A 15,940-nucleotide genomic window follows, 5' to 3' on the forward strand; every position below is an offset into this window, starting at 1 on the left:
GAAGTCATAATCGAATTAATTCAGCAAAGAAGTTGCCTGCGTTAATAAAAAATGTCATCATCTACGGTCAAACGCTCCAGGTGGTTATATACATGAACTATTCTCCAGGAAAGCTTCCGGCCATTATTATATATATCAACTTAATAACTCAACCCGGCTGTTAAGCATTGTTCCATACTCCTTTAAAGCCAGGTACTTAATTTTCACTAAAAATACACAAGGCATTTTAAGCAGCAATATATACCTTGCCGCACATTTTTTCGTTAATGATGAATCAAAGTATAATTATGAAGAAAAGCGTGCTGCTGTTAACTTTTATTTTGGTTTTCCATTTTGCAAATGCCCAGTTTTATTATAATGATGTGGTTGATTTAAAAGCATCGAATAAAACGTACGCCAATCTTGTAAAGAATAATGTGCAGGAAATTACCGCAACCAGCATGGAAAGCGATAATACGCCGGCAGCGGGATTTGCCTATTCCAAAATACTGAAGGATAATGGTGCTGTTGCCATAACGCATACAGTGCTTGAAACCGGTGGCGTTTCTGATGATTATGACAATTATACAAACGGGCTTATTTCAAAATCGCAGGATGTTGCAGACAGTGTTTCCACAATAGTGGAATATACTTATGACAATGAAGGAAAAATATTAACCGTTAAAACGCAAACCGACGACACAACCATGGATACGCATAGCATAGAGTTGCATCAATGGTTTTACACTGGTTCTGTTCCGGACTCTATGTTACGCATAAAAAATGGCGGTGATACAACTGTTATTCAGTTTAAAAAAGATGGAAATCAAAATATAGCTGAAGAATTATGGCTTAAGAGAGGACGGTTAATTGAACATTACTTTTATTATTACAACGATAAAAATTTGCTTACCGATATTGTTCGCTTTAATACAAAAGCGCAGCAAATGCTGCCGGATTATATGTTTGAATATAATGATGATGCAACCATTTCGCAGCTAACACAAATTCCGCAAGGCTCATCAGATTATGTTATATGGCAATATATATATGATGAACGCGGGCTTAAAACAAAAGATGTTTTGTTTGATAAGCATAAACAATTACTGGGTACAATTAATTATACATATCGCTAAGCTGTTTAATAAAATCTTCAATCACTAAGAGGCTGTCTAAAAATAGAATTTCTGTATTTTTTAATATCATACAAAGAATAAGAAATCTCCTTTAAACAGGTTCTAAGGCTTCACTGCCAAATATTGCTCCACATCCGGATACGGAAGCGTAACTATAGTTGCACCAACATAATACGGCGCAATTTCATAAGCATTATAATACAATTGTAAACCACTATCGGTAAAAAAGATATTTTCCGGCAATACAAATTTGTTATCATCAAATGTATAGATAGTGGAATTTACAGGCGTTCCTGCAGGTATTTTAAGCTGCTCCCTGAATTTCCTTTCGGCCTCAGCCGTTAACCCCGGTATATTTTTAATCACATCTTCCTGTGCGAGTTTCTTCCCGGTTTCAGCATTAAACAACAATGAGTAAGTGTTAAAATTTGGATGCGCGCCGCCGGTAAATGTAAAAGCCTCCAACTTTATATTTATAAGGCTATCAGTTTGTTTTACCACGCTGCCATTTAACTTTCCTTCCCAGCTTATTGCCGGGCCGTCCGGAAATTGCGTTTTTACTTTCGTATATGCATCAACAAAACCGGCAACCAATGAATCGTAACCTGTATATGATCTGCCTTCCTCACCTAATGTTTTTTGAGCAACAATAAAAACATAATCATTAATTCTTTTGGCAGCAATCGTATCACCTTCGGCAATGGGAATATTTATTGCGGCCTTTGTGCATGAATCGCAACCCGGCGTTAATTCGGCCTTAAAGCTTTTGCCGGTAAAAGTTAGTATTGAAGATTCATTTTCCTGTGCGTTGTTTACGGGCGAATTGCAGGCAAATAATACAAAAGGAAAAACAATAGCTGCGATATATGATGATGTTTTCATTGATGCTTTTGAGACTTGAGAAAGTTTTATTAGAAATTACCTTTGCGCAGCGCAAATTACAATTCCCTCCCGTAAAATGACCACCCGTAAAATTCTGTGAAAAAGAAATAAAAAAAGTTAATTAAACGTTTGTTTAAATTAAACAAGCGTTTAATTTTGCGTTTTAAATTTTATGAATCATGAATCCGCCTATGTACGCAGCGGGGGTTTTCATGAAACGATTGAAAAAACTTATACGAATGAAAGACAAACGGCAACTGATTATGGAAGCAACCCTTTTTCTCTTTGCAGAAAAAGGATATGAAGGCACTTCTATAAGAGATATTGCGGAAAAAGCGAACGTGAATGTTGCCATGGTAAATTATTATTTTGGAAGCAAGGAGAAACTGTTTGAAGAGATTGTAAAACTCAAGTCTTCCACCACCCGCCTGCAGCTTGATGAAATAGCCAGCAATAAATCACTCACCTCTATTGAAAAAGTGGAAATGGTTATTGATTCATTTATTGAAAGGCTGTTTACACACAGGGTATTTCACCGCCTTATTCACCAGGAACTCATTTTAAACCAGCGCGAAGCATTACAATGTTCTATTGTTAATAATCTTTTGCCCAATGCCTCCATCATAAAACAGGTTATAGAAACAGGTATTAAAAAAGGTGAATTTAAAAAAGTTGATGTGGAAACAACCATCGCCACCTTAATAGGAACCATCAACCAGATTTTACTTTCAAAAAAAATGTGCAACAGGCTCATGGGTAAACCCGACGATTACGTGCCTTATGAAGATGCGAAATTTAAAAAACGTGTATCGGTGCATTTAAAGCAACTGATGCATGCCCATCTTTCAAATAAATAAAAAAACCAGGAATTTATGGAGCAGGAACAACAGCAACCGAAAAAGAAATCACCAGTCCGCTACGTAATTATAGCAATCATTGCAATAGCAGCAGGCATATTTGGATGGACAAAAATATCGTATGCCATTACGCATGAAAGCACCGATGACGCACAGGTGGAAACACAAATTTCTCCTGTGTTGCCAAGGGTTAGCGGCTATGTGAAAATGATCGCTGTAAAAGATTACGATTCAGTTAAGGCAGGCCAGTTACTAATTGAAATAGATGATGCCGACCTTCAAACGCAACTATTGCAGATGAAGGCGGATTATGAAGCAGCACAGGCGGATATTTTAAATGCGCAGGCTGCTTTAAAGAATGCGCAGATTAGCTTAAGCACCAATCATGGAGATATAAAGCTTTCATCTATTAAAATACAGCAGGCAGAAGAAGATTACGAGCGCAATCAAAAATTGTATGCCGACCAGGCTATTACAAAAAAGCAATTGGATGACAGCCGCTTTAATCTTGAACAGGCAAAACAGCAAACAGCAAACAATAAAAGCGAACTCTCCACTGCTCAAAGCCGCATTGCTATTTTGCAGGCCGGCCTTGAAAAAGCAAAAGCCGGCCTGGCCATAAAAGCCGCCGCCATACAGCAACAGCAGTTGAAAATTTCCTATACCAAAGTATATGCACCGCAATCGGGCAAGCTTGGGAAATTAAATATTGTGTCGGGGCAGTTTGTTCAAGCCGGTTCTCCTTTATTTCAAATTGTAAACGATACCACTTATTGGGTGGTGGCTAACTTTAAAGAAACACAGATAAGAAAATTTTATCCGGGCATGCCGGTAGAAATTGAGCTTGATGCCTATCCTGATTCTACGCTGCATGGCAATGTTGCCAGCTTAAGCGAAGCAACAGGTGCAAGATTCTCTGTATTACCTCCCGATAATGCAAGCGGCAATTTTGTTAAGGTTACACAACGAATCCCCGTTAAGGTAAACATAAACCACGTGAGCGATTACAGCAATATTTTGCGGGCAGGCCTGAGCGCTGATGTTAGCATTAAAGTAAATTAATATCGTGAAGCGTGAATAGTGAAACATGAATGTAATTGCGCGATTGAATGCAGGCATTTCAAAAAGAAATGAAAAACAGTAAACGCATTTAACAACAGGAAAAAGTTTCACGATTGACGTTTAATAATTCACGTTACCGTTCACGGCAAAATAAACCTCATGAAAAAGCTCGCTAAATATATAATTGTAATTACGACTGTATCTGCCGCAGTAATGGAACTGGTAGATACCTCTATTGTGAACGTTGCTATCACCGATATGGCGGGAAGTCTCGGTGTAAGCATTGAAGACATGAGCTGGGTAATTACTTCTTATGCCATTGCCAATGTAATCATCATTCCGCTTACCAGTTTTTTGGCAGAATATTTTGGCAGAAAGAATTATTATCTCGCTTCCATGATCATTTTTACGCTGGCTTCATATATGTGCGGCCAGTCAACAGGATTGGTTGAAATAATTATCTGGCGTTTTATACAGGGTGTTGGCGGCGGTGCATTACTTTCCACTTCGCAGGCAATATTATTTGATGCATTCTCAGAAGAAGAAAGGCCTGTTGCATCGGGTTTATTCGGCATGGGTATGGTGCTCGGGCCAACATTTGGCCCAACTATCGGCGGAATCATCATAGAACATTTTAGCTGGCCTTTAATATTTATGATCAATGTTCCCATCGGTATTATTGCCATACTCCTTGCCTACACATTCATTGATAAGAAGGATAAGGAAGGCGAGCACAAAAAAGGAATGTATATAGATTATAAAGGCATCCTTTTTCTCGCCGCAGGAATAGGGTGTTTGCAATATGTGCTGGAAAGAGGAGAAACAGAAGATTGGTTCAGCAGCAATTCTATCCGTATATGCGCCGCTTTAGCATTTGCCGGCTTAACCAGTTTCATCATCCGGGAATTAAGAATTGAAAAGCCCGCAGTAAACCTAAGAGTGTTAAACAACCGCAATCTAATTTTTACTACCATCTTTACTTTTATTGTAGGCTTTGGGTTGTACACTTCCGTATTTGTTTATCCCGTGCTTGCACAGCGTGTAATGGGTTTTACGGCTTATGAAACAGGCCTTGCGCTGTTAGCGCCATCTTTAATCTCAGTGATATTAATGCCTGTTATAGGTAAATTAATGAGTAAAGGCGTATCATCCGTTCCGTTTGTGATAACAGGGTTCATATTGTTTTCTGCCTTTACATTTATGACTGCCAAAATAAGCCCTGATGCCGGCCGCTGGGATTTCTTTTTTCCATTTGTTATTCGCTCAGCCGGTCTTTCCATGGTAATGCTGCCGCTTATAAACCAGGCTGTGGTTGGCTTACAACCCAAAGATTACTCGGCTGGCATTGCATTAAACAACATGGTACGTCAATTGGGTGGCGCATTTGGTATTGCTATTGCCAATAATTATGTGGCACACCATTATGCCTTACACCGCACAAGTTTGGTAGGCAATCTCACACCAGGCTCTCCTGAATACACACAACGTATTATGGCTATTACCCAGGGACTATCAGCACACATGAATATTGACAGTTCATCTGCAGCGCATGGTGCCCTGGCAATTTTAAATAACCAGGTTGACCGGCAGGCTTATTATTTAGCCTACCTGGACACATTCAATCTTATTGCCATATTCTTTGCCCTGGCATTGCCGCTGGTGGTGTTTTTAAGAACAAAGAAAAAAACAGTTAATAATGGAGGTACTTCAAAAGCAATGCTTGAAGCACATTAAAGAATTTTGTTTATGTATCTGACACATGATTAAAGCACAAAAAATTAAGCAGCAATAAAAAAGGCACGGCATGCACAAAGTGCCGGCCTTTATAAAATTTAAACTGAAAAAAAATATACGAATGAAACGCCGGTATAAAATTCTTTTTACAAGTGGAATGTATATTAAGGCGTTCCATGAGACCATTGAAACAACAAAAAATATACAAATGAAAAAGCATTTAATAACATTCACATTGTTGTATGCTTCGGTAATAGCCAATGCACAAACACCCGTAAACAGTGAATTGAAAAGTATTATCAACCAGTCATTCACTTATTATCCAAAAGTGCAGGAAGCGCAAAACCAAATTAATATTGCACAAAAGCGCATTGCTGCGGCTAAAACAAACCTGCCAACAGTTGACCTGAACGGCAGTTATGAGTATGTGCAGCCCAAAATTACTTTACCACTTGAAGTGAATGGGGAAAAACAAAATTTCCAGTTTGCGCCTGTGCATAATTTCAATGCAAATGTGGGCGCACAATATATGCTGCTTGATTTTGGAAGACTGAAAGCCAATGTTGATAAATCGAAAACCGATCTTAAATATGCTACAGATAATGTAAGCAATGTACAAACACAACTGGCAAGCCAGGTAGCCGCTATTTATTACAACATTATTTATTTCAGGAAGGCTATTGCTGTTGAAGACAGTGTTTTAAATTACCTGAACGCCAATAAAACCATCGCAGAAAACAAATTAAAAAATGGCGATGCCATTAAGCTTGATGTATTAAACCTTCAGTCGCAGGTGGATAATGAAATTAATTTAAGAGAAGACCTTTTAAACAACCTGCAAAAACAAATTACATTGCTGCAATACACAACGGGCAATACCAATATCGCCAACAATGGTTTCGATTTTAATTTACCCGTTCAAGCACCGCAGGATGCTTTTACAACAGCATCCACATCAGCGCCTGATTTTTTGCTGGCACAGGATAAAATTGAACAGGCCAAAGCTGATTTGAAAGTAGTGAGGCAAACAGATAAACCCAGTATTACATTAAATGGTTCAGCAGGCGTAAAGAATGGTTATGTGCCTAATGTAAATGAAGCCCGTTTTAATTATGCCGGCGGTGTAAGTTTAAAGGTGCCGCTGTTTGATGCCAAAACGAAAAAGCAAATTGCTGTTGCAGAAGCGCAGATAAAACAAAACCAGTTGGCCCAGGAAAGCCTGAACAATGAATATCAGCAAAACATTCAGCAGGCGTTGACGGATATTCAAACCAATGCAGAAAAATTAAAGAACATGAAAAGCCAGATTGAAAATGCTGAAGCCGCTGTGCAGATTGCATCCAGCCGTTATTTGAATGGTATTGGTTTGAACACAGACATTACAGATGCTGCCGTGAATTTGCAACGCGCTTTATTAACCGAGCTGCGTTATGAATATCAACTGGCTTTGGCAAAAGTGGAATATGCAAGGGTTACAGGATATAAGTATTGGTAGTAAGTTGAAAGAAAAATGTAAAGATGTTAAGGAGGTTCCTGTTAAAGAGAACCTCCTTTTTTGTATGATGTTTTCTGCAAACATGAACAATATGCATGCATTGAATTTTAAGAATCCCATATTTTGAACTGCTGCATTTATAAACGGCAATAAATACTTTAAATAATCGTAAGCATGCTATGGCAAAAAATAGCCATAGGCATTCGTTATTTCGAAGAGGATTTCAAAATCATCTTGTTTTACCTGGGTCATCCATGCAACTGAGAGATCGCCTGCGTTCATGTGCGCACAAAAAATGTCCGCTATCGTACATTACATATAGCGGCTCTCTCTTAAACATTTCAAAAACAATCACTTAGGCATTGGCATTGACATTGTGATTTTTTGCCGGACAAGTGTGCTTAAATGATAAATTCATGTAAATCCATTAATCATATAAATCCAGGTTCAAACAATGCTTCGTAATTATTTTAAAACTGCATTCAGAAGTTTAATCCGCAACAGGAATTACACTATTATCAACATTGCCGGCCTGGCTGTTGGCATTGCTGTTTGTATGATGATCTTTATGATCATTCAATATCAAACAAGTTTCGATGAGTTTCACTCAAAGAAAGATCGCATCTATCGTGTATTAACGGAGGCGCATCATGCAGATGCGGCAACTGTTTCCTACACGAAAAACGTTCCGTTTCCAATGCCTGAAGGATTGAAAGCGACGTTCCCCCAAATAGAGCAAATTGCCCCGGTTTATGCAAGCCACAACGATGAGCTGCAGCCGCTTGATGACAATGGAACACCTGTAAAAAATTTTAAGGAGCAGAGCGGTGTGTTTTATACAGCGCCATCATTCTTTAAAATGTTTGATTTCCCGTTGCTCGCAGGTTCGTATGAATCATTAAAAGACCCGAACAATGTATTGCTTACAAAAGAAATTGCAGAAACATATTTCGGCGATTGGAAAATAGCAATTGGCAAAACCATTAAATTAACCGGAACATACAGCATCGGTGCAGGATTATTTCAGTCTCCGCCGGTGGCCCTGAAAGTTTCGGGCATACTTGCAACCATACCAGCCAATACAGACTTTCAGCTTAAGCTGGTTATTGCCTGGGGAACCGATTTTACAGGTGATAAACAATATGGATTTGCACAGCCTGACTGGAATGGAACATCGGCTGATTTTGGTTGTTATGTTTTATTGCCGCCGCATATTTCTGTTGACAATTTTAATCAGCAATTGCGGGCATATTCAAGAAAGGTATTACCGCAGGATAATAAGAATAGCAATATCATACAACCATTAAGTGCGATACACTATGATGCACAAGCAGGCAATTACAGTAACCAAACAATCAGTCATGAACTGTTGAATGTATTGTGGCTGATTGCAGCATTTATTCTTTTAATAGCCTGCGTAAATTTCATCAACCTCTCCACTGCACAGGCCATTAACCGTGCAAAAGAAGTTGGTGTAAGAAAAGTACTGGGCAGTAATAAATCGCAACTGCAGGTTCAGTTCATTGTTGAAACATTCCTCATAGTTACAAGTGCTGTAATACTGGCAGCAGTTATTACAGTACTTGCATTGCCATATCTGAATCAATTGTTAGAACTTTCGCTTTCATTCAACATATTCAGCAACCCTGCAATTATTTTATTTCTTTTAATTGTAACAATTGCTGTAACCGCACTTGCCGGTTTTTATCCTTCCATTGTGTTATCACGTTTCAATCCGGTTAATGCTTTAAAGAGTAAACTCACAGCAAATACTGTTAAAGGCATTTCATTAAGAAGAGGATTGGTAGTGTTTCAATTTATCATTGCACAGGCGCTCATTATCGGCACACTCATTATTGTAAAGCAGATGGATTATTTTATGAATCAGCCGTTAGGTTTCGATAAAGATGCAATTGTGAATGTTCCTTTCCGTCCTGATAGTACCGGCAGCAAGCTTACGGATTATTTGAGGCAACAGCTATTGCAGGAAAACGGCGTGCAGGCAGTAAGCTTTAGTTCCAACACACCTGTTGAAGATGATAATAATAAGTTTACTACACTTAAATTTGATCATGCAGTAAAAGATGAAGATTTTCAGGCTATTACCAAATTTGCCGATAACGAATATGTACCCGTTTATAAACTGCAACTGGCAGCCGGGAGAAATTTGCAACCTTCCGATATGACAAGAGAATTTTTGGTGAATGAATCATTCGTAAAAAGCCTGGGAATTAAAAACCCGGAAGATATATTAAACAAAGAAGTAAGTATATGGGGTGATGTGATAAAATGCCCGGTTGTTGGCGTTGTGAAAGATTTTAATGACAGGTCTTTACGCCAGAGTGTTGCTCCATTGCTTATTACCACAAACAGTACAATGTACCGGCAGGCTTCAATAAAATTGACCGCTGCAAACATTTCTTCAACCATGCAATCCATTAAAAAAATATGGCAGCAAACATTTCCTGATTATGTTTATGAATACAAGTTCCTGGACGATAAGATTGCAGGTTTTTACAAACAGGAAAACCAGTTGTCGCAGTTGTATAAAATTTTTGCTGCCATCGCTATATTCCTTAGCTGTCTTGGATTGTATGGCTTAGCTTCTTTTATGGCGGCGCAAAGAATTAAAGAAGTTGGCATCCGCAAAGTGCTGGGTGCAACTTCAGCAAACATTGTTTATCTCTTCTCAAAAGAATTCATCATACTTATTGTGATTGCCTTTGCCATTGCCACACCGGTTGCCTGGTATTATATGCATCAATGGTTGCAGGATTATGCTTATCGCATTGATGTAAGCTGGGTAATATTTTTTGCAAGCGGAATGGCTGCAATAATCATTGCTTTGGCAACAATAAGTTTCCAGGCAATAAAAGCTGCATTGGCAAACCCTGTAAAGAGTTTGAGAACGGAATAACATTAGCCAACAAGCTAATGACTGATAACTATTAGCGCAAACAAAAACAATATTTAAAAATTAGTTTCATCCTTTATAACATCCCGGGGCTTGCCATCGGCATGGCTATCGCAATGCTGATTGATTCATGGATTTTGGATGGAATTCTTTTTTGATAACGTACAACAGCAACTATAACACCATTGCCAGGTTGCAAAGAGATTACGAATGGCGGGCATACCTAGCCAGCTACAATAATCATTTTCCCATTCGGCTGACGGGCGAGCTTGGATTGAATTATGATAATTTATTCAAGTATGTGTCTCTTGCCATGGAAACCAGTAAATACATTCTTGACTTTAATGGCAATAAGTTCTCACAGCAGGGAATGCATGTTGAAAAAATTTCACAAACATCTTCATGCTAAAAATGACAGCAGAAACGAGTGGTAATTTTTTGAATCCTAATTCTATTTTACTGAGTAAACCCGCCGCAGAAGTTCTTTTGGTAAAACCGATGTTGTAGGCGCTAAATTATGTTTCATCAAGATTTATGCTGCACAAAGAATCGCTCACAATTGTTTTCCATATATAATCAAAGAGCTTTTTATAGATCGCCTTTTAAGATGAATAAATTTTTGTCGTTCTTCATCCTTAAGAAAATTATCCAAATCATCTTCGGAATTGAAACTACCAAAATGTATTTCGTAAGGCTTCTCCATATTGCAAGCTATGTAAGATGCATCATCTGGCCGCACACGCAGCAAAAGATGTCCGTTGTGTTTTGAGATAAGCGGGATAGCGATAGCCTCAATTGGCTGAAAACATCTTCCTGCCCATTCCTGATGTAAATGAGCTGTGTAAAAAATATCATGATACTTTGACTATGTTTTAATTGCTATCGACGCCACTCACTAAATACCAACGATGCTTTCCTGGAATGGCAGGAGTAACAAGTTGTTGATGCAGCATTCATCACTGTTCGTTCTGTTTTACTATCACCACGAAATTCTTCAAAACCCCATCCGCCTGTTGATGCATAACGATCGGTATTTCGCACCATTACGTCCAATTGCCTTCTTCTTCCTTCCAGTAATAATTTAGTAGTGTCAATTGCTTCGAGGACGTCAAAAACAATAACAGATCCGTCGGCAAAATTGGCTGTCTTATACCCCTCCATCGCCAATTTATTTGCATAGATATGATGAAAACCACCAAAATGGTCAAAGGCAGCATTTCCCGGCTCAACAACTGCTGTTTTTACATGCGCCCATTCACGATAGCCTTCAGGATATGGCACTGCATTGTCCTGCGATGTAAAATAATTGAGGGAAATAAAGGAACAACAAACAAAACAAATCGTGATAAGTGCAAACTTTTTTCTGTGCTTTACCATAAGTCTTTTTTAAGAGAGTTATTTATTTAAAACATGGATGAATGCTTAATCAGTAAGATTTCATTCAATAATTATTGACAACAAACTTAAAAGCCCGAGATATCACTGTATTGTACAAATCGGAAGTATGAACTTTTTTTATTTAAATAAGGTTTGTTCCTGTACTGATATGGAGGCATGGCAATGCAATAAGATTGCACCTTATTTTTGTATGCGAAAACATCTTCGTCCATAATTTTTTATGAGTACGTCCATTCAAAAGTTTAATGTTCTGCCGGCAATCCGGGAATATGTGAAAGGTATTTTCCTGGTTGAAAATGAAGACAACATTTTTGGAAATGGCATGAACAGCATTGAACCAAATGGAACCGTTAAACTCACTTTGCCTTTAGAAAACTCAGTTTCCGGGCAGTATGGGCTTGAAAGATTCCTTGCCAGGGAAGGACAACTTACTTATGTGGGCATGTTTGAACGTCCATTTCAAATTGCCGGTCTGGAAAAAAAATTCACCCGGCTACTGGTCATTGAACTAAGCCCTTTAGGCGCATATCGTTTACTAAAAGCAGATCAGCGGGAACATGTGAATAGTTTTTGTGTTTTGAAAGACTGTAACGGAAAATTCATACGAGAGCTGGAAGAAGTTCTCATAAATGAACCTAATGTAGATCGCAAAATTTTTCATTTGCAGCATTATTTTCAAAAAGCATTTTTTGCTTCCAAAGATGATGTGATTTTTGACTATTGTGTGAAACAAATACAAGGTAAGTTTGGGAATATCACCATTAAAGAGTTGGAAAAAAACACCGGGTACAGCAGCAGGTGGCTCAATATGAAATTCAAACAACAACTTGGTTTCAGCCCGAAATTATACGCTTCAATTGTACGTTTCAAAACTTTACTTGCACATATCAGCATTGAGAAGGATCGGATAATGGATGATAAAATTTATTTGGATTACTACTACGACCAGGCACATTTTATCAGGGAATTTAAACGCTATTCTGGCATGACACCCACAGAATTTTTTATGCCGGCTTAAGGTTAGTTTGTTTCATGAACGACTCATGGGTTTCACCTCAATCAATTTAAATTAGTTACGCAAACAAATTAACAGCATAGAGATATATGTTATTGTATAAATCAGAAGTATTGCCTGCATCTTGTAATTGTATCTTTGACTGTCTCCTGTTGCTAATGAAGACAGGATAGGGTTGAAAGGATAAAAAATCAATCTCGATAATATAGCATATTGTATGAACAGAATTTTGGTCACCGGGGGCACAGGACACCTGGGAAATTTAATAGTACAGTCATTAAACAAAAAAGAATATCCAGTAAGGATTTTAACCACAAAGCACGTTCATCAAACAGAAAATTCTGTTGAATACCTGCAAGGTGACCTGGCAGGGAATAGCAATCTTGAGACAGCAGTAAAAAATGTTGACACGATAATTCATTGCGCAAGCAACCCCAGGGATTTTGACAATGTGGATATACGCGGCACTAAAAATCTTTTAAATACACTCGAAAGGAAGAATATCAAACACTTTCTTTACATCTCCATTGTTGGCATGGACCGTAGCGATTATTCTTATTATGTTGCGAAATCAAAAGTTGAACAATTAATAGCGGGCTCGCATCTTCCTTACACTATTTTAAGAGCCACACAATTTCATAGCTTTATCATCAATCTTATACAACAAATTTTGCACGAAAATGCTGCTGAAAAATCAATGATTAATCTACCTGATGGCATGTATTTCCAACCAATTGATGCGCTCGAAGTAGCTGAATTAGCAGCAACGCTGGCACTCAATCATCCGAAAGGATTGTACCCGGACGTTGGCGGGCCTGAAGTGCGTTCATTTAGCAGTTTAACAGATAGTTTTTTTCAAAGAATGGGTGATAACCGCGAATTGAAATTTATACCCACAGATAATGTACGCCATAATTTATTCCGCTCACGCATCAATCTTTGTCCCAACAACAGCTTTGGAAAAATTACCTGGGAAGACTTTTTACAACACAACTACGAATAAATTTTAGCATTCGGAAACCTTTCTTCCAAAATGAAGAGACTCAATAAACAAACCTTGATTCAAATAAAAACGATGAGCATCATGTCTTGAAAAACCTGAGTCAAGCGCGATGTGATCACAGTTCTGTTCTTTGGCGTATTTCTTAATCCAAATAAACAGTTTTGAAGCATAACCTTTTTTTCGATGATTTGAAAGGGTTGCCAGGTCATCTACCCTCAATGCTTTTCCAGAAAATGTGAAATGCAAAATCCTGAACCCAAGCATTGCATAAGCTACATTGTCGTTACCTATATAAATTACCTGGTATCCTTCGCCGAATGCGTCTTGTAAAAGCTCCCGAAGTTCTGTTTCGTTTCGATGAGGCCTCAGTTCAAGCAATGCCGGGAGAATTTTATATATGTCGCTTTTTGTTGCTAATTTAATTTGTTCTTTCATTGGTTTTTTAATGGCTTTATGTTCATTGTTCACGTTGTACCTGGTACGTTATCTTCAAATTTTTTAATCGGCTATAAGGCGCTGCTTTTTCACTGTAAACATAATCAGGCAGCCAAATGCCTGGTATTGGAATGAATCAAAGCCAGCCCTTTTTGTAACAAATTCCAAATAGGATATCTCAAATATTTTTTGGTGAGGTTTTGACTTTGCGTTTTTTAATATGCCTTTGTCGCCTCTTACCAATGTGGTTACAATCATCAATGCCCCGGGCTTCAACACCTTGTTTACTTCAGCCAGGATGCCTTCTGTATTGTTGAAGATATGCAGGCTTCCAAGGAACAGGCAGCCATCAAAAAAATTTGCAGCAAATGGCAACTCCATTGCATCACATCTTGCCAATTGTATATTTTTTCTTTTCTCTTTCTTTATATATTTTTTCCCCTTGTTCAGCATTTCAAATGAAATGTCAACTCCATATACTTTCCGAGAGTCACCGGCAACATGCCTGCCATAAGTTGCAGTTCCTGTTGCAACATCAAGAATGTAACCCTGTGTCAGAGACATTTTCTCAACCACATTTTTTACAATTACTTTTAAAGAAGGTGCTTTACTTCCCCCAATAAGTTTCATCATGAGATTGTACCAAAACGGGCTTTCATAAATAGGCGCCAAAAGTTTACCAAAGCCATGTAAAAAAGGATTGTCATTGTTGCCCGCGTAATCAAAAAGAAAATCTGGTATATCATCTTTAATGGGAAATTTGCGAAGGCATTTTACGCAGACCAGCGCATTACCATCACTATGTAACAGCAATGGTTTTTTACAATATGGGCAACAAAAATTATGATCAGCATTCACGTTAATTACTTTAACGCAAACTTATTTTAGTGCAAGCAGTTCAAATTGTACAAACCGGAAGCGATCAAACAATGAATAATTATCCTGTTATTAAACCAGGTATAACTATGTAAAATAAACGCAGGCTTGTTTCAACATTGTGCGAAAGGTCAACATTGCATACATTCGTTGCCTACAGCTTTATAATATGAACAATATCCGGGTATCAACAGCACAATTTGAGAACAGGAGTAATGATAAAGCATATAACCTTTCCGTTATTGAATCGCTTACACAAAAAGCAGCAGCGGAAGGTTCACAGGTTATAAGTTTTCATGAATGTTGCATTAGCGGTTATACTTTTGCCAGCCATCTTTCAAAAGAGCAAATGCTTCATATGGCAGAGTTTATTCCAGCCGGCGAAAGCATTTTAAGGCTTACGGAAATAGCGAAACATAACAACATTACTATCCTGGCAGGATTGTTTGAGAAAGATGAGCATGAAAATTTATTCAACACCTATGTTTGTGTAGATAAGAATGGTTTGGTGGCCAAATTCAGGAAACTGCACCCGTTTATAAATCCATATTTAAAAGCGGGCGACAGCTACTGCGTTTTTGAAATTAACGGGTGGAGATGCGGCATATTAATTTGCTATGATAATAACATTATTGAAAACGTTCGTGCTACAAAACTTTTGGGAGCAGACATTATTTTCATGCCGCACGTAACCATGTGCACGCCATCAACGCGGCCGGGCGCAGGTTTTGTTGATCCTGAGCTTTGGAAAAATCGCGACAATGATCCTACATCATTACGATTGGAATTTGATGGAATGAAAGGCAGGGCCTGGCTTATGAAGTGGCTGCCCGCACGGGCTTACGATAATGCAGTATACGCCATATTTTCAAATCCCATTGGAATGGATGACGACCAGTTAAAGAATGGCTGCTCGATGATTATTGATCCTTTTGGCGACGTGATTGCAGAATGCCGTTCATTTGAAGACAGTTTTGTAACCGCCACCATTTCTGCTGAAAAACTCACCCGTGCCGGCGGCTACAGGTATATAAAAGCAAGAAGGCCTGAACTGTATAAAGATATCATTGGCAAAGATCATAACCCGGAGCAAAAAGTGGTTTGGCTTAACGCTGATCTACAATAATACGCAATAACAGGCGAGGGAAAATTTC

Annotated in this window: 14 protein-coding genes; 10 read left to right on the forward strand and 4 right to left on the reverse strand. The window is 38.3% G+C overall.

From position 1 onward, the window contains the following. Positions 1–287: 287 nt before the first annotated feature. On the forward strand, positions 288–1,115 hold the full coding sequence (locus ACTHN6_RS11860; RefSeq protein WP_440435974.1) for a hypothetical protein: 828 nt from the start codon (positions 288–290) through the stop codon (positions 1,113–1,115). A gap of 102 nt (positions 1,116–1,217) precedes the next feature. Here the strand turns inward: ACTHN6_RS11860 and ACTHN6_RS11865 are convergent, their stop codons facing one another. Then, the gene (locus ACTHN6_RS11865; protein ID WP_440435975.1) at positions 1,218–1,997 is read right to left on the reverse strand and encodes a DUF3298 domain-containing protein; all 780 of its coding nucleotides are present in this window, start codon (positions 1,995–1,997) and stop codon (positions 1,218–1,220) included. A 239-nt stretch (positions 1,998–2,236) separates the two neighbouring features. On the opposite strand from ACTHN6_RS11865, the gene ACTHN6_RS11870 reads away from it, so the two are divergent. The 6 genes from ACTHN6_RS11870 to ACTHN6_RS11895 all read left to right on the forward strand — a co-directional run bounded on the left by ACTHN6_RS11870 (position 2,237) and on the right by ACTHN6_RS11895 (position 10,468). Next, positions 2,237–2,854, forward strand: a complete 618-nt coding sequence (locus ACTHN6_RS11870) for a TetR/AcrR family transcriptional regulator (RefSeq protein ID WP_440435976.1) — start codon at positions 2,237–2,239, stop codon at positions 2,852–2,854. A 15-nt stretch (positions 2,855–2,869) separates the two neighbouring features. Beyond that, the gene (locus tag ACTHN6_RS11875) at positions 2,870–3,916 is read left to right on the forward strand and encodes an HlyD family secretion protein (protein ID WP_440435977.1); all 1,047 of its coding nucleotides are present in this window, start codon (positions 2,870–2,872) and stop codon (positions 3,914–3,916) included. 159 nt (positions 3,917–4,075) lie between these two features. Then, the gene (locus tag ACTHN6_RS11880; protein ID WP_440435978.1) at positions 4,076–5,650 is read left to right on the forward strand and encodes a DHA2 family efflux MFS transporter permease subunit; all 1,575 of its coding nucleotides are present in this window, start codon (positions 4,076–4,078) and stop codon (positions 5,648–5,650) included. A gap of 208 nt (positions 5,651–5,858) precedes the next feature. Continuing rightward, positions 5,859–7,145: a TolC family protein gene (locus ACTHN6_RS11885; RefSeq protein WP_440435979.1), complete on the forward strand. Its 1,287-nt coding sequence runs from the start codon at positions 5,859–5,861 to the stop codon at positions 7,143–7,145. Positions 7,146–7,599: 454 nt separating this feature from the next. Continuing rightward, positions 7,600–10,062 (forward strand): ABC transporter permease, encoded by a 2,463-nt coding sequence (locus ACTHN6_RS11890; RefSeq protein WP_440435980.1) that lies wholly within the window; start codon positions 7,600–7,602, stop codon positions 10,060–10,062. A gap of 127 nt (positions 10,063–10,189) precedes the next feature. Continuing rightward, entirely contained in the window at positions 10,190–10,468 is a 279-nt protein-coding gene (locus tag ACTHN6_RS11895) for a hypothetical protein (protein ID WP_440435981.1), read from the forward strand. Positions 10,469–10,938: 470 nt separating this feature from the next. Here ACTHN6_RS11895 and ACTHN6_RS11900 read toward each other — a convergent pair whose 3' ends face one another. After that, complete coding sequence (locus ACTHN6_RS11900; protein ID WP_440435982.1) at positions 10,939–11,436, reverse strand: cytochrome P460 family protein; 498 nt, start codon at positions 11,434–11,436, stop codon at positions 10,939–10,941. A 241-nt stretch (positions 11,437–11,677) separates the two neighbouring features. Here ACTHN6_RS11900 and ACTHN6_RS11905 point away from each other — a divergent pair, with 241 nt between their 5' ends. Beyond that, complete coding sequence (locus ACTHN6_RS11905) at positions 11,678–12,475, forward strand: helix-turn-helix domain-containing protein (protein WP_440435983.1); 798 nt, start codon at positions 11,678–11,680, stop codon at positions 12,473–12,475. A 214-nt stretch (positions 12,476–12,689) separates the two neighbouring features. Beyond that, the gene (locus ACTHN6_RS11910) at positions 12,690–13,475 is read left to right on the forward strand and encodes an SDR family oxidoreductase (RefSeq protein ID WP_440435984.1); all 786 of its coding nucleotides are present in this window, start codon (positions 12,690–12,692) and stop codon (positions 13,473–13,475) included. A 3-nt stretch (positions 13,476–13,478) separates the two neighbouring features. Here ACTHN6_RS11910 and ACTHN6_RS11915 read toward each other — a convergent pair whose 3' ends face one another. Together ACTHN6_RS11915 and ACTHN6_RS11920 are read right to left on the reverse strand one after the other, a co-directional pair. Further along, positions 13,479–13,910, reverse strand: a complete 432-nt coding sequence (locus ACTHN6_RS11915; protein ID WP_440435985.1) for a GNAT family N-acetyltransferase — start codon at positions 13,908–13,910, stop codon at positions 13,479–13,481. 63 nt (positions 13,911–13,973) lie between these two features. Further along, on the reverse strand, positions 13,974–14,768 hold the full coding sequence (locus ACTHN6_RS11920; protein ID WP_440435986.1) for a methyltransferase domain-containing protein: 795 nt from the start codon (positions 14,766–14,768) through the stop codon (positions 13,974–13,976). Positions 14,769–14,955: 187 nt separating this feature from the next. Between ACTHN6_RS11920 and ACTHN6_RS11925 the strand changes: the two genes are divergently transcribed. Then, complete coding sequence (locus ACTHN6_RS11925) at positions 14,956–15,912, forward strand: nitrilase family protein (RefSeq protein WP_440435987.1); 957 nt, start codon at positions 14,956–14,958, stop codon at positions 15,910–15,912. Positions 15,913–15,940: the final 28 nt, after the last annotated feature.

The organism is Parafilimonas sp. (assembly GCF_051953455.1).
GTDB lineage: Bacteria > Bacteroidota > Bacteroidia > Chitinophagales > Chitinophagaceae > Parafilimonas.

What these genes read in the sequence shown, in the direction of transcription:
- ACTHN6_RS11895 (WP_440435981.1), top strand. Translation starts at nt 10,190, where the DNA reads ATGGATTTTGGATGGAATTCTTTTTTGATAACGTACAACAGCAACTAT.
- ACTHN6_RS11900 (WP_440435982.1), bottom strand. Translation starts at nt 11,436, where the DNA reads ATGGTAAAGCACAGAAAAAAGTTTGCACTTATCACGATTTGTTTTGTT.
- ACTHN6_RS11925 (WP_440435987.1), top strand. Translation starts at nt 14,956, where the DNA reads ATGAACAATATCCGGGTATCAACAGCACAATTTGAGAACAGGAGTAAT.
- ACTHN6_RS11870 (WP_440435976.1), top strand. Translation starts at nt 2,237, where the DNA reads ATGAAAGACAAACGGCAACTGATTATGGAAGCAACCCTTTTTCTCTTT.
- ACTHN6_RS11890 (WP_440435980.1), top strand. Translation starts at nt 7,600, where the DNA reads ATGCTTCGTAATTATTTTAAAACTGCATTCAGAAGTTTAATCCGCAAC.
- ACTHN6_RS11915 (WP_440435985.1), bottom strand. Translation starts at nt 13,910, where the DNA reads ATGAAAGAACAAATTAAATTAGCAACAAAAAGCGACATATATAAAATT.
- ACTHN6_RS11860 (WP_440435974.1), top strand. Translation starts at nt 288, where the DNA reads ATGAAGAAAAGCGTGCTGCTGTTAACTTTTATTTTGGTTTTCCATTTT.
- ACTHN6_RS11885 (WP_440435979.1), top strand. Translation starts at nt 5,859, where the DNA reads ATGAAAAAGCATTTAATAACATTCACATTGTTGTATGCTTCGGTAATA.
- ACTHN6_RS11910 (WP_440435984.1), top strand. Translation starts at nt 12,690, where the DNA reads ATGAACAGAATTTTGGTCACCGGGGGCACAGGACACCTGGGAAATTTA.
- ACTHN6_RS11905 (WP_440435983.1), top strand. Translation starts at nt 11,678, where the DNA reads ATGAGTACGTCCATTCAAAAGTTTAATGTTCTGCCGGCAATCCGGGAA.
- ACTHN6_RS11875 (WP_440435977.1), top strand. Translation starts at nt 2,870, where the DNA reads ATGGAGCAGGAACAACAGCAACCGAAAAAGAAATCACCAGTCCGCTAC.
- ACTHN6_RS11865 (WP_440435975.1), bottom strand. Translation starts at nt 1,997, where the DNA reads ATGAAAACATCATCATATATCGCAGCTATTGTTTTTCCTTTTGTATTA.
- ACTHN6_RS11880 (WP_440435978.1), top strand. Translation starts at nt 4,076, where the DNA reads ATGAAAAAGCTCGCTAAATATATAATTGTAATTACGACTGTATCTGCC.